General features: G+C 72.7%; 13 protein-coding genes. 5 read left to right on the top strand and 8 right to left on the bottom strand.

Annotated elements, in window-relative coordinates:
- Window positions 1–2 precede the first annotated feature (2 nt).
- Together ACFVXJ_RS06175 and ACFVXJ_RS06170 are read right to left on the bottom strand one after the other, a co-directional pair.
- Complete coding sequence (locus ACFVXJ_RS06175; RefSeq protein WP_389659401.1) at window positions 3–878, bottom strand: PhzF family phenazine biosynthesis protein; 876 nt, start codon at window positions 876–878, stop codon at window positions 3–5.
- Between the two features lie 43 nt (window positions 879–921).
- Window positions 922–1683 carry an SDR family oxidoreductase gene (locus ACFVXJ_RS06170; protein ID WP_389659398.1) on the bottom strand — a complete coding sequence of 254 codons (762 nt, stop codon included), beginning with the start codon at window positions 1681–1683 and terminating at the stop codon, window positions 922–924.
- A 107-nt stretch (window positions 1684–1790) separates the two neighbouring features.
- On the opposite strand from ACFVXJ_RS06170, the gene ACFVXJ_RS06165 reads away from it, so the two are divergent.
- Both ACFVXJ_RS06165 and ACFVXJ_RS06160 read left to right on the top strand, forming a co-directional pair.
- Window positions 1791–3083 carry a Bcr/CflA family multidrug efflux MFS transporter gene (locus ACFVXJ_RS06165; RefSeq protein ID WP_389659395.1) on the top strand — a complete coding sequence of 431 codons (1293 nt, stop codon included), beginning with the start codon at window positions 1791–1793 and terminating at the stop codon, window positions 3081–3083.
- Window positions 3084–3128: 45 nt separating this feature from the next.
- Window positions 3129–4145 carry a small ribosomal subunit Rsm22 family protein gene (locus tag ACFVXJ_RS06160; protein ID WP_389659393.1) on the top strand — a complete coding sequence of 339 codons (1017 nt, stop codon included), beginning with the start codon at window positions 3129–3131 and terminating at the stop codon, window positions 4143–4145.
- Between the two features lie 24 nt (window positions 4146–4169).
- Here the strand turns inward: ACFVXJ_RS06160 and ddaH are convergent, their stop codons facing one another.
- Window positions 4170–5033, bottom strand: a complete 864-nt coding sequence (gene ddaH / locus ACFVXJ_RS06155; protein WP_389660080.1) for a dimethylargininase — start codon at window positions 5031–5033, stop codon at window positions 4170–4172.
- Between the two features lie 100 nt (window positions 5034–5133).
- On the opposite strand from ddaH, the gene ACFVXJ_RS06150 reads away from it, so the two are divergent.
- Both ACFVXJ_RS06150 and ACFVXJ_RS06145 read left to right on the top strand, forming a co-directional pair.
- A complete protein-coding gene (locus tag ACFVXJ_RS06150; RefSeq protein ID WP_389659389.1) occupies window positions 5134–5805 on the top strand; it encodes a TetR/AcrR family transcriptional regulator in 672 nt (223 codons plus the stop codon).
- Window positions 5806–5930: 125 nt separating this feature from the next.
- The gene (locus ACFVXJ_RS06145) at window positions 5931–6680 is read left to right on the top strand and encodes a bifunctional DNA primase/polymerase (RefSeq protein ID WP_389659386.1); all 750 of its coding nucleotides are present in this window, start codon (window positions 5931–5933) and stop codon (window positions 6678–6680) included.
- A gap of 89 nt (window positions 6681–6769) precedes the next feature.
- Here ACFVXJ_RS06145 and efeU read toward each other — a convergent pair whose 3' ends face one another.
- From efeU to efeO, 3 genes are read right to left on the bottom strand one after another with little or no spacing between them, the layout of a single operon-like run.
- Window positions 6770–7642: an iron uptake transporter permease EfeU gene (efeU, locus tag ACFVXJ_RS06140; protein WP_389659383.1), complete on the bottom strand. Its 873-nt coding sequence runs from the start codon at window positions 7640–7642 to the stop codon at window positions 6770–6772.
- 26 nt (window positions 7643–7668) lie between these two features.
- Complete coding sequence (gene efeB, locus ACFVXJ_RS06135; RefSeq protein WP_389659380.1) at window positions 7669–8952, bottom strand: iron uptake transporter deferrochelatase/peroxidase subunit; 1284 nt, start codon at window positions 8950–8952, stop codon at window positions 7669–7671.
- A 35-nt stretch (window positions 8953–8987) separates the two neighbouring features.
- Window positions 8988–10136 (bottom strand): iron uptake system protein EfeO, encoded by a 1149-nt coding sequence (gene efeO / locus ACFVXJ_RS06130; protein ID WP_389659377.1) that lies wholly within the window; start codon window positions 10134–10136, stop codon window positions 8988–8990.
- Between the two features lie 229 nt (window positions 10137–10365).
- Here efeO and ACFVXJ_RS06125 point away from each other — a divergent pair, with 229 nt between their 5' ends.
- A complete protein-coding gene (locus tag ACFVXJ_RS06125) occupies window positions 10366–11025 on the top strand; it encodes a PhzF family phenazine biosynthesis protein (protein ID WP_389659374.1) in 660 nt (219 codons plus the stop codon).
- A gap of 482 nt (window positions 11026–11507) precedes the next feature.
- Here ACFVXJ_RS06125 and ACFVXJ_RS06120 read toward each other — a convergent pair whose 3' ends face one another.
- Window positions 11508–12155, bottom strand: coding sequence for a heme oxygenase (biliverdin-producing) (locus tag ACFVXJ_RS06120; protein ID WP_389659371.1), 648 nt, complete (start codon window positions 12153–12155; stop codon window positions 11508–11510).
- Between the two features lie 118 nt (window positions 12156–12273).
- Window positions 12274–13131: a type I methionyl aminopeptidase gene (map, locus tag ACFVXJ_RS06115; RefSeq protein WP_361310440.1), complete on the bottom strand. Its 858-nt coding sequence runs from the start codon at window positions 13129–13131 to the stop codon at window positions 12274–12276.
- Window positions 13132–13145: the final 14 nt, after the last annotated feature.

Raw genomic sequence — 13145 nt, 5'->3', positions numbered from 1 at the left:
CCTCACGCCATGGCCACCGCGGCGCCGCCCACCCGGACCCGGGGGTCGCCCGGCCGCAGCTCCACCGTCAACACCCCGGGCCGGCCCATGTCCTCGCCCTGGAGCAGCGTCAGCGTCGCGTCGTCCGGGACCAGCCCGAGTTCGCGCGCGTACGCCCCGAACGCGGCGGCCGCCGCGCCGGTGGCCGCGTCCTCGACGACGCCGCCGACCGGGAACGGGTCTCGTACGTGGAACAGCTCCGGGCCCTCGCGGTGCACCAGCTGCACCGTGGTGAGGTCCAGGCGGCGCATCAGTGCCTCCAGCCGGGCGAAGTCGTAGTCCAGGTCGGCCAGGCGGGCGCGGGTCGCGGCGCCGAGCACGAGGTGGCGGGCCCCGGCGTAGGCGATGCGCGGCGGGAAGGCCGGGTCGAGGTCGGCGGCCGGCCAGTCCAGCGCCGCCAGCGCCTCCGCGAGGTCCTCGGGCGACACGGCCTCGGTGTGCGGCTCGACGCTGGTCAGGACCGCCCGCAGGGCGCCGTCGGTCTCCGTCACCGAGACGGGCACCGTGCCCGCCGGCGTCGCGAAGACCAGCTCGCCCGGACCGATCCGCTCGCCCAGCGCCACGGCGGTGGCGACGGTGGCGTGCCCGCAGAAGGAAACCTCCGCCTTCGGGCTGAAGAACCGCAGGGTGAAGCCCCGTCCGGGCTCGGCGTCCAGGCCCCGCGGCGGGACCGTCACGAACGCCGTCTCGCTGTAGCCCAGCTCCGCCGCGATGGCGAGCATCCGTTCGTCGTCCAGGTCGCTCGCGTCGAGCACGACCCCGGCGGGGTTGCCCCCGGCCGGGTCGGTCGAGAAAGCGGTGTAGCGCAGTATCGGGGCCGGTCCCGTCGCATCAGTCATGATCAGCTCAACTCCGGGAGTGGTGGCGGTCATTCCCGGCCGCTCAGCCCCGCCCGATGTACGGCATGGTCGTCGCCATCACCGTGGCGAACTGCACGTTCGCCTCCAGCGGCAGCTCCGCCATGTGCACCACCGTGCGCGCCACGTCGGCGGCGTCCATCACCGGCTCCACGGACAGCTGCCCGTTGGCCTGGAGGATGCCGCTCTGCATCCGCTCCGTCATCTCGGTCGCCGCGTTGCCGATGTCGATCTGCCCGCAGGCGATCCGGTACGGGCGCCCGTCCAGCGACAGCGACTTCGTCAGGCCCGTCATCGCGTGCTTCGTCGCGGTGTAGGCGATGGAGTGCGGGCGCGGCACGTGCGCCGAGATGGAGCCGTTGTTGATGATCCGGCCGCCCCGCGGGTCCTGCGCCTTCATCAGGCGGAACGCCGCCTGCGCGCAGAGGAACGAGCCGGTCAGGTTGACGTCGACGACCGAGCGCCACGCCTCGTACGTGATGTCCTCCAGCGGGACCCCGCCGGGGCCGAAGGTGCCGGCGTTGTTGAAGAGCAGGTCGAGCCGGCCGTAGCGCTCGCGGACGGCCTCGAAGAGGGCGGTCACCTCGTCCGGGTCGCTCACGTCCGCCGGTACGCACAACACGTCGGCGCCGGCCCCCGCCGCCTCGGCGGTGTCCTCCAACGGCCGCGGACGGCGTCCCGCCACGGCCACCGACCAGCCGGCGCCCGCCAGGGCGAGGGCGACGGAGCGGCCGATGCCGGACCCGGCCCCGGTCACCACAGCGATCTTCTTCCCAGGTGCGTTCATGGGGCCGCAGAGTACGTCACACCGGACATTCGCCCACGGACGTTCCGACAGCTGAGAGCATGGGTCGGTCAGGGGTGCGAAAACATACGACGAGAGTGGAGTTCCGCATGCCGGAGAGAGCCCCCGGAACGGCCCGCGACCGGAAGCCGTCGTCCGTTGCCGCGGGCCCCGCTCCCACGGCGCGGCGCACCGGTCTGCTCGTCACCTTCATACTCGGCGGGCTGACGGCGTTGCCCCCGCTGTCCATGGACATGTACCTGCCCGCGCTGCCGCAGGTCACCTCCGCCCTGCACAGCCCGGCCGCCACCGTCCAGTTGACCCTCACCTCCTGCCTCGCCGGCATGGCACTGGGCCAGCTCGTCATCGGCCCGATGAGCGACAAGTGGGGTCGCCGCCGGCCGCTGCTGACCGGCATGATCGTCTACGTGCTGGCCACCGCCGTCTGCGCGCTCGCCCCCACCACCGAACTGCTCGTCGGCTTCCGACTGGCCCAGGGCCTGGCGGGCGCGGCGGCGATCGTCATCGCCCGCGCCGTCGTGCGCGACCTCTACGACGGGGTCGAGATGGCCCGGTTCTTCTCCACCCTGATGCTCATCTCCGGCGCCGCCCCGATCATCGCCCCGCTCATCGGCGGCCAGGTGCTGCGCTTCGCCGACTGGCGCGGGGTCTTCGTCGTCCTCACGGCCGTCGGCACGGCCCTGACCCTGGTGGTGTGGCGCAGGCTCGACGAGACGCTGCCGCCCGAGCGGCGCCACACCGGGGGCGTGGGCGCTGCCCTGCGGACGATGCGCGGGCTGCTCGGCGACCGGGTCTTCGCCGGGTACACCCTGGCCGGCGGCTTCGCGTTCGCGGTGCTGTTCTCGTACATCTCCGCGTCGCCGTTCGTGGTGCAGGAGATCTACGGGGCCTCGCCGCAGCAGTTCAGCCTGCTGTTCGGTCTGAACTCGGTCGGCCTGATAACGGTCGGCCAGATCAACGGCAAGCTGCTGGTGGGCCGGGTCAGCCTGGACAAGGTGCTGGCCGTCGGGCTCGCCGTCGTGACCCTGGACTCGGTGGTGCTCCTGCTGATGGCGGGCGGGGCGTTCGGCGAGGTCGGGCTGCTGCCCATGGCGGCCGGGCTGTTCGTGCTGATGTCGGCGATGGGCGTGCTGATGCCCAACACCAACGCGCAGGCGCTGATGCGTACGCCGCACGCCGCCGGATCGGCGTCCGCGCTGCTGGGCACCTCCTCGTTCCTGGTCGGCGCGGTCGCCTCGCCGCTGGTCGGGATCGCGGGGGAGGGGACGGCGGTGCCGATGGCCGTGGTCCAGCTCGTCTGCTCGTTGCTCGCCGCGGCCTGCTTCCTGGGGTTGTGCCGCCCGTGGCGGACCCGTGAGCCGATGGCGGCGGCCGGGGCGTAGTCGGCGCCGGAGCGCGGGGCGCGTCCGGCGCCGTAAACTTCCGAGGTGAACGCCTCCGCCGCCCTTCCCGCTTCCGGTCCCACCACCGCCGAGACCCTGCGCTCCGCGCTCGGCGGGCTGCTCGACGGGCTCCCGCCCAAGCAGGCCGCGGCCGCCGTCGAGCGGTTGATCGCGAACTACCGGGGCACGACCCCCACCGACGCGCCCGTCCTGCGCGACCGCTCGGACGTGGCGGCGTACGCCGCGTACCGGATGCCGGCCACCTTCGAAGCCGTGCGGCGCGCCCTGGACGCCCTGTCGGAGGCCGCCCCGGGATGGACGCCGGGCTCCCACGTGGACGTGGGCGGCGGCACCGGCGCCGCGACCTGGGCGGCGGACGCCACCTGGGACGGCCCGCGCCCCACGACGGTGCTGGACTGGGCGGAACCGGCGCTGGCCCTGGGCCGGGAACTGGCCTCCCGCTCCGCCTCCCCCGTGCTGCGCGCGGCCGAGTGGCGCCGGGCCGTCATCGGCGCCGGGATCGCGCTGCCCGAGGCCGACCTGGTGACCGTGTCGTACGTGCTCGGCGAACTCACCGCCGACGCCCGCCGGGCGGTCGTCGCCGAGGCGGCCCGCGCCGGCCGGGCGGTGGTGCTGATCGAGCCGGGCACCCCCGAGGGCTACCTGCGCATCCGCGAGGCCCGCGAGCAGCTGATCGCGGCCGGGCTGACGGTGGCCGCGCCCTGCCCGCACGACGCGGCCTGCCCGATCGAGACCGGCCGGGACTGGTGCCACTTCTCGGCGCGGGTCAGCCGTTCCTCGCTGCACCGGCAGATCAAGGGCGGCTCCCTGCCGTACGAGGACGAGAAATTCAGCTACGTGGCCGCGACGCGCTTCCCCGTCGAGCCCGCCGCCTCCCGGATTACGCGCAGGCCGCAGATCCGGAAGGGGCAGGTCCTGCTGGACCTGTGCGGTCCCCCGGAGGACGGCCTGACCCGGGTCACCGTGACCAAGCGCCACGGTGACCTCTACAAGGCGGCGCGGGACGCCGACTGGGGCCGGGAGTGGCCGCCCTCCTCCTGAGCGGGGGCCTGAGCGGGGGCGCCGTCAGGGCCGCAGCTCCTGGGTGCAGCACTTGACGCTGCCGCCGCCCTTGAGCAGCTCGCCCAAGTCCATCGGGATCGGCTCGAAGCCCCGCTCGCGCAGCGGTGCGAGCAGGCCCGCCGCGGCCTGCGGGAGCAGCACGTGCAGGCCGTCGGAGACCGAGTTCAGGCCGAAGGCCGCCGCGTCCTCGGCGTCCACGATCAGGGCGTCGGGGAACAGTCGCCGCAGGACGGCCTGACTGCCGGGCGAGAACGCCTGCGGGTGGTACATGATCTCGTCGCCGTCGAGCACGCACAGGGCCGTGTCGAGGTGGTAGAAGCGCGGGTCCACCAGGTCGAGGCCGATGACGGGGCGACCGAAGAACTCCTGCGCCTCGTCGTGCGAGAGCGGACTGGAGCGGTAGCCCCGGCCCGCCAGGATGTAGGTGGCGGTGACGGCGAAGTCGCCCTCGCCCTCGTTGATGTGGGACGGCTCGTGGATGTCCCGGAAGCCGTGGGCGCGGAACCACTCCAGGTGGATCTCCGCCTCGGCGGAGCGTTCCGGGTAGGCGAAGCGGGCCCCGAGCACACGGCCGTCGATGACCAGGGCGCCGTTGGCCGCGTAGACCATGTCGGGCAGTGCGGGGTCGGGGACGAGGGTCTCGACGGTGTGCCCGAGGGAGCGGTAGCGGTCCCTCAGGTCTTCCCACTGGGCTTGTGCGAGGGGCAGGTCCACCGGTTTCGCGGGGTCCATCCACGGGTTGATGGAGTACGTGACCTTGAAGTGCGCGGGTGGGCACATCAGGTAGCGCCGGGGTGTGGCGTCTCTGCGCAAAGAGGGCTCCTCACGACTGACTCGCGGTGCGTGTGCTGTGCGTGTGCAGAGAATCGTCTCTCCTCAACGGGGACCGCGCAGTGAACTGATTGGGTGGTTTATCGGAATGACCGGAACCGGAAGACGACCGTCTCGCATTGATACGTTGGGGACCATGAGCAGGACCCCCCGGCACGAGACTCCCGTGACCACAGCGCCCCCGGTCAAGACGCCCGACCCGACCCGCCGCAGCGACCGGTCCCGGCGGGCCATCCTGGACGCCGCGCTCGCCCTCGTCGGGGAGGTCGGCTACGACAAGCTGACCGTCGAGGCCATCGCCGCCCGGGCGGGCGTCGGCAAGCAGACCATCTACCGCTGGTGGCCTTCGAAGGCCGCGGTCCTGCTGGACGCCGCGCTCGCGCTCTTCGGCGAGGCGGAGGCCGACGTCGACCGGGCCGGCTTCCCGGACACCGGAGACCTCGCGGCGGACCTCAAGCTCGTGCTGCGGGCGACGGCCGACCAGTTCAACGACGAGAGGTACGCGGCCCCCACGCGCGCGCTGACCGCCGCCGGGGCCACCGATCCCGAGCTGGGCGCCCGCTTCACCGAGCGGCTGCTGGAGCCGCAGCTGGCCCTGTACGAGGCGCGGTTGCGGGCCGCACGGGAGGCCGGACAGCTCATGCGGGACGTGGACCTGCGCCTGACGGTGGAGATGCTGGTCGGGCCGCTGACGTACCGCTGGCTGATGCGAACGGCGCCGCTGACGCACGCGTTCACGGACTCCCTGGTGGACGCCGTGTTGGGCGGCGTCGTACCGACGGGGGCCCCGGCCACGACGTCCGCGTGACCGAGAACATATGGCCGAATTACGCGCTTTTGGGTGGGCCCGATCCGGGGGTGCGGTCACCCGGCGCCCCGGAGGGTGGGACCATGGGGAGGTCCGCCGGGGGCAACGGTGAGGTGAGGGGATAGATGGGGTCCGAGTCCGGCCGCGTCAAACGCGGCGAGCAGAGCAGGATTTCCCAGTGGCTGCGCCGCCGCTCGAAACCGGCTCCGGAAGACCCGGGCAGGGAACGCGAGGCACTCCTCCTGGCCGTCGCCGCCGCCGGCCTCCCGATCGCCCCGGCCGCCCACCCGGCCGGCTACCGGTGTTCGTGCGACCGCATCGGCTGTCCGACGCCCGCACGGCACCCCGTCTCCTTCGCCTGGCAGACCCAGGCGACCACCGACCGCGCGCAGATCGAACGATGGGTCCGTGACCAGCCCCGGGCCAACTTCATCACCGCGACCGGCATGGTGCACGACGTCCTGGACGTCCCGCTGGAAGCCGGCCGCGACGCCCTGACCCGCCTGCTGGCGGCCGGCGTGGACGTCGGCCCGGTCGCCGAGTCCGGCGGTACGGGCGACCAGGCCCGCATGCTGTTCTTCACGGCGACCCGGGGCACGCCGGAGGACGAGGACGAATGGTGGCCCTGTGAACTGGACTGCCACCCCGAGACGATGGACGAACACCCGGGCCTGCGCTGGCACTGCCGCGGCAGCTACGTCCTCGTCCCGCCGGCCTCCCTCCCGGGCGAGCAGGCCGTCGCCTGGCTGCGCGGCATCGACCACGCGCTCCCGGACCCCCTGACGCTGCTCGAAACCCTGACCGACGCCTGTGCCCAGTACGCGGGCACCTCCGAGCAGACCCCCGCCGCCGTCGCCTGGCCGCTGGGCCGCTGACGGGGTGACCGAAGAGGGGCCGGACGACAGCAGTCGTCCGGCCCCTCTTCGTTGACGCCGTCTTCGTTCACGCCCGCGGGCGGCGGCCCTCAGCCCTGCGCCTCGGCGGCGGGGGCGCCCGCCGGCTGTCGGTCCGCGGGCTTCCCCCCGCCGCTCCGGCCCTTGAGGGCCGACGGCGCCAGGAACAGGGTCAACACCGCGAGCAGGTACAGCACCCACACCACGAGCTGGACCACGGTCGGGTCGGGCTGGAAGTTGAGCGTCCCCTTCAGCAGGGTCCCGTACCAGCTGTCCGGCGGGATCGTGTCGCTGATGTCGAACGCCTTCGTCAGGATGCCGGGCAGGAAGCCGGCCTCCTGGAGGTCGTGGATCCCGTACGCCAGCACGCCCGCCGCGACCACGACCAGCATGCCGCCGGTCCAGGTGAAGAACTTGGCGAGGTTGATGCTCAGGGCCCCCCGATAGAACAGCCAGCCCAGCAGCGCCGAGGTGCCGATGCCCAGCAGCACGCCGACCAGCGGACCCGCGCCGTCGCCGGCCGCCTTCACCGAACGCCACACGAACAGGGACGTCTCCAGGCCCTCGCGACCCACGGCCAGGAACGCCGTCGTCACCAGCGCCCCGGTGCCCATCGCGAGCGCCGCGTCCAGCTTCCCGTGCAGCTCGGCCTTCAGGTGCCGCGCGGTGCGCTTCATCCAGAAGACCATCCAGGTCACCAGGCCCACCGCGATGACCGACAGGGACCCGCCGATCGCCTCCTGCGCCTCGAACGTCAGCTGCTCGGTGCCGAACTCCAGGGCCGCGCCGAAGCCGAGGCTCAGGGCGGCGGCCAGGCCGACGCCCAGCCACAGCGGCCCGAGCTTGTCCTTGTGACCGGTCTTCACCAGGTAGGCGATCAGGATGCAGACGACGAGGCTGGCCTCCAGCCCCTCGCGCAGACCGATCAGATAGTTGCTGAACACGTGGTTCCTCCTACGCGTCTACGGGTCTACGCGAACAGCGTCCGGCCCCACCAGTCGTCCTTGTCGCGGACGCCCGGCGGGACGGCGAAGACGGCCGAACCCACGTGCTGGATGTATTCGTTGAGCGCGTCGTTCTTCGACAGGTTGCGCTGGACCGGGATGAAGCCCTTGCGGACGTCCCGCTGGTAGGCGAGGAAGAACAGGCCCGCTTCGAGGCGGCCCAGCCCGTCCGTGCCGTCCGTGAAGGAGTAGCCGCGGCGCAGGATCCGCGCACCGCTGTTGCTGTCCGGGTGGGCGAGGCGCACGTGCGCCGACGGCTTCATCGCCTTGAGGAAGGGCTCGTCCCGCTCCTTGGCCTTGCCCACGGGCGCGCCCTCGCCCTTGTCGCGGCCGAAGACGTCCTCCTGCTCCTGGAGGGAGGTGCGGTCCCAGGTCTCGATGTGCATCCGGATGCGGCGGGCGACCAGGTACGAGCCTCCGGCCATCCACGCGCTGCCGTCGGAGGCGGCCGCCCAGACGTGCTGGTCCAGGGCCGCCCGGTCGGTGCCCGAGATGTTCCGGGTGCCGTCCTTGAAGCCCATCATGTTGCGCGGGGTCTGCGCGTCCGGGGTGGTGGACGAGGTCTTGCCGAAGCCGAGCTGCGACCAGCGGACGGCCGTCTTGCCGAAGCCGATGCGGGCGAGCTGGCGGATGGCGTGCACCGCGACCTGCGGGTCGTCCGCGCACGCCTGCACGCAGAGGTCGCCGCCGGAGCGGGCCGGGTCCAGGTTGTCGCCGGGGAACTGCTCCAGGTCCACCAGGGCCTCGGGACGCTTGTCCTCCAGCCCGAAGCGGTCCTTGGCGAACAGGCCGGGCCCGAAACCGATCGTCAGGGTGAGCCGGGACGCCTTCAGCCCCAGCGCCTCGCCCGTGTCGTCCGGCGGGGCCTCGGGGAGGCCGCCGTAGCCGCCGTCGCCGACGGGGTGCCCGGCCGTCATCAGCCGGGCCGCCTCGGTCCAGTCCTTGAGGAGCCGGATCAGCTCCTCGCGGTCCTTGGTCTTCACGTCGAAGGCCGCGAAGTGCAGCCGGTCCTGGACGGCGCTCGCGATACCGGCCTGGTGCTCGCCGTGGAACGGCACGGCCGCCCCGGCCGACGCCGCGGGCACCACGTCCGAGCCGCCGCCGAACGCCGCGACCGCACCGCCGGCCGCCGCTGCGCCCAGCGCCAGCCCGGCCCCGCCCCAGCCGAGCACGGCACGCCGCGAGGGCGCCGTGGCGCCTTCCGGGGTGCCGTCGTGCTCTTCCACCGTCACCGACTCCGAGTCAGCCATTCCGGTCCTCCCGCCTGCTCCGCTGTTCCCGACCGTTACTTCGCGACCGCCGCGGCCAGCTTGGACAGCGGCTCGGCCAGTGCGTTCACGGCGTCCGAGAGCTCCTTGCGCTCCGCGTCGCCGACCTTGTCGTAGGAGGTGAAGTCGTAGCCGTTCTTGTCCGCGCGGTGCTTGTCGAGCAGCGTGTCCAGCGCGGCGAACTGCGCGTCGAGCGTCTTGACGAGCTCCGCGTCGTTCTTCGCGGCGACCGGCTTGAGCAGTTCGTACGCCTTCTTCGCGCCCTCGACGTTGGCCTTGAAGTCGACCAGGTCGGTGTGGCTGTAGCGCTCTTCCTCACCCGTCACCTTGTTGCGGGCGACCTCGTCGAGGAGCTCCTTGCCACCGTTGGCCATCGAGGTGGGGGTGATCTCCGCCGTGCCGATCCGCTTCTGCCAGTCGGTCACGTCGTTCATCAGGGTGTCGGCGAGCTTCTTGTCGTTGTCGTCGATCTTGTTCTCGGCCCACAGGGACTTCTCCAGGCGGTGCCAGCCGGTCCAGTCCTTCGCCGGGTCCTGACCCGCCTCAAGCCCGTCCTCGCGCACGTCGACCTTCGGGTCGATGTCACCGAAGGACTCCGCGACCGGCTCGGTGCGCTCCCAGCCCAGGCGGGAGACGGCGTACGCCTTCTTCGCGGCCTCGACGTCACCGGCCTTCACCGCGTCCACGAAGCCCTTGGTGGCGGGCAGCGTCTCGTCGGCCTGCGCCTGCACGTATTTGCGGTACTCGGCGACCGCGGCGTCGAGCTCGGGGCTGCGCTTGGTCGCGGCGCCGCCGGTGGCCTTGACCTTCTGGCGGATGCCGTCGCCCTTCATGCCGGGCTTGCAGTTGACCTCGTAGTCGCCCGCCTTGATCTCGGCGGTGATGGTGGCCTTGGTGCCGGGGCCGATGTTCTCGCGCTCGGCGACGATGCGGTCGTCCGGGAAGAGGACGTAGACCTCGGTGACCTTGGAGCCCTTGTTGTCGACCTCGATGGTGACCTTGCCCGCCGGGAACTCCTTCTTGGAGACGTCGCAGGCGCTGTCGGAGGCGGCCACCTGGATCGTGCCCTCGGCGCCCGCCGCGCTCTTCTCGGCGCAACCGGTGACGGCGGTGAGCGCGGCCACTGCGGCGGCCGCGGTGACGACGGTGAGGCGGGCGGGGCGCATGCGGGCTCCTGGCGGGTCTGGCGTTCGGCAGAAGGCCGCCCCGTCGGGTGGGGGCGGCCGAGTGAGGCGGACCTAACTTAACCGAGGCTTACCTGACCTCGGACCCCGCGTCCAGTGATTCGGCGCACACCGTCGCGCCCTGGACACGAGGCCGTCACGGGACTTCCACGGTCGCCCCACGGAGAGGTCAAGCGAAGGCAAAGGAGGGCGCCCGTGTTTGAATGCCGGGGTGAATGATCTCGACGTGCTCTCCGTCTTCTGCGCGGGCGACGGCCGTCACGGCAACCTGCTCGGCGTCGTGCGCGACGGCCGCACCTGCCCCGACGAGGCCGCACGGCAGGCACTGGCCGCGGAGCTCGGATACAGCGAGACGGTCTTCGTCGACGACCCCGAGCGCGGGATCGTCGACATCCGCACCCCCGGTACCCGGATGCGGTTCGCGGGCCACCCCCTGGTCGGGGTCGCCTGGCTGCTCGACATCGAGGAACTCCAGCCGCCGGCAGGCCCCGTGTGGGCCCGCGACGACGGCGAGTTCACCTGGATCACCGCCCGCCCCGAATGGGTGGAGGGCAAGCGCACCGAGCAGTACGCGAGCGCCGCGGAGGTGGAGGCGCTGCCCGCGCCGCCGCCCGGCGAGGGCTGGCTCTACGCCTGGGCCTGGGAGGACGAGGCCGCCGGACGCGTCCGGGCCCGCGGCTTCCCGCGCCGCCCGGACGGGGCGATCGCCGAGGACGAGGCCACCGGCTCGGCGGCGATCCTGCTGACCGCCGAGCTGAACCGGGCCCTGAACATCACCCAAGGGGCGGGCTCCCAGATCCTCACCGCACCCGGCCCGGACGGCACGGTCGAGCTCGGCGGCCGAGTCCGCTTCGCCCACCGCGAGCCCTGACCCCCACCGGAGCGCCGCCGGGGCCGGTTCGGGCGGACCGCCTCGTACGCGGCGCGAGCCCTCACCCCGGCCCGGCCCGAACGGCGGCCCGGCGGGCCCTTCCGGGGCAGCCCCCTCGGACCCGGCCGGTGCGGTGGCCCGGCGAACCCGCTCCGTGCGGCGCCCCGGCGGGGCGATCCGGGCAGTCGCCTCGGATGCGTCACGCGCGGTGGCACGGCGGGCCCTTCCCCGGGCGGCGTCCTCGGACCCGGTCCGGGCGGTGGCGCCCCGAACCCGGCCCGGCGGTGACAGGGCGGTCCCGGCAGGGCGGTCTCCTCGGACCCGGCCGGGTGCGGTGGCACGGCGAGCCCGACACGGGCCGGTCGCCGCGGACGCGGTGCGGGCTCTGTCGGGGCCCGGGTAGCCGAGGGTGTGCCGGGCGGGGGTGCGGTGCTCCTCCGCCTGCCGGGCACCGCCGGCCCCGTCAACCGCCCGGCCAGGGCCTACGCGCTGAGGGGGAACTGCTCGCCCAGCTCCCGGAACACGGCCCCGTTCAGCTCGAACGCGCGCTTGCACTCGTCGATGATCCGCTGCTTCTCCAGGTCGTCCGCGGCGATCGCGTCGAGCAGCTCCCGGTAGCCCCGCTTGAAGGCGGCCGGGTTGGCGATGTCCGTGAACACGTAGAACCGCACCCCGTCGCCCTTGCGCGCGAAGCCCCACGTCCGCTCCGCCTTGTCCCGGATGAGCTGCCCGCCCGACAGGTCGCCCAGGTAGCGGGTGTAGTGGTGGGCCACGTACCCGCCGGGCCAGGTCGCCGCGCAGTCCTCGACCCGGGCCGCGTACGCGCGCGTCGCCGGCAGGGCCGAGAGGTCCTCCCGCCACCGCGCGCCGCGCAGGTGCGCCAGGTCGCGTTCGATCTGCGCGACGCGCATCAGCTCCGGTCGGATGAACGGCCCGGCCACCGGGTCCCCCTTGAGGGCCTCGGCCGCGTCCTCCAGGGCCCGGTACACGAACCACAGTTGTTCGGTGTAGCGGGCGTAGGCGGCCACGCCGAGCCGGCCGCCCAGCAGGTCGCTCATGAACGTCGAGGTCTCGGCCTCGGTGTGCTGCTCGTGCGAGGCGACACGGATGGCCGTGGAAAAGGCGTCCAAGGCGGACCTCCGAGGGTCGTCGGCAGAGCGGCGGGCGCGCGACGGCGCCGCCGCCCCGACCGGTCTCCTAAGAGTCTTCCCGACGCCGTGTCGGCAAAAACCTCCACCCGGGACCGCCCTACGGCAGGGTGAGGATTTCCGCGCCGGTGTCGGTCACCACCAGGGTGTGTTCGAACTGCGCGGTGCGCTTGCGGTCCTTGGTGACGACCGTCCAGCCGTCGGCCCACATGTCGTACTCGTGCGTCCCCAGCGTCAGCATCGGCTCGATGGTGAAGGTCATGCCGGGCTCGATGACCGTGGTGGCGTGCGGGCTGTCGTAGTGCGGGATGATCAGGCCCGAGTGGAACGACGTGCTGATGCCGTGACCGGTGAAGTCCCGGACCACGCCGTAGCCGAAGCGCTTCGCGTACGACTCGATGACCCGGCCGATCACGTTGATCTGCCGGCCCGGCTTGACCGCCTTGATGGCCCGGTTCAGGGACTCGCGGGTGCGCTCCACCAGCAGCCGCGACTCCTCGTCCACCTCGCCGCACAGGTACGTGGCGTTGTTGTCGCCGTGCACCCCGCCGATGTACGCGGTCACGTCGAGGTTCACGATGTCCCCGTCGCGCAGGACGGTCGAGTCCGGGATGCCGTGGCAGATGACCTCGTTGACGGAGGCGCACAAAGACTTGGGGAAGCCGCGGTAGCCGAGCGTCGAGGGGTAGGCGCCGTGGTCGCACATGTACTCGTGCGCGACCCGGTCCAGCTCGTCGGTGGTCACCCCCGGCGCGATGTGCTTGGCGGCCTCTTCCATCGCCCGGGCGGCGATCCGGCCCGCGACGCGCATTGCCTCGATGGTCTCGGGCGTCTGCACCTCCGGTCCGGTGTAGGGAGTGGGCGCGGGCTTGCCCACGTACTCGGGCCGGCGGATGTTGCCGGGAACGGAACGGGCGGGGGAGAGCTCGCCGGGTACGAGCAGCGACTGGCCAGACATGCAAGCGAGTGTAG

It is taken from the genome of Streptomyces sp. NPDC058279, from assembly GCF_042881255.1.
Classification (GTDB): domain Bacteria; phylum Actinomycetota; class Actinomycetes; order Streptomycetales; family Streptomycetaceae; genus Streptomyces.
The sequence above is the reverse complement of the archived record's forward strand: the minus strand, read 5'-3'. Positions and strand labels throughout refer to the sequence as shown.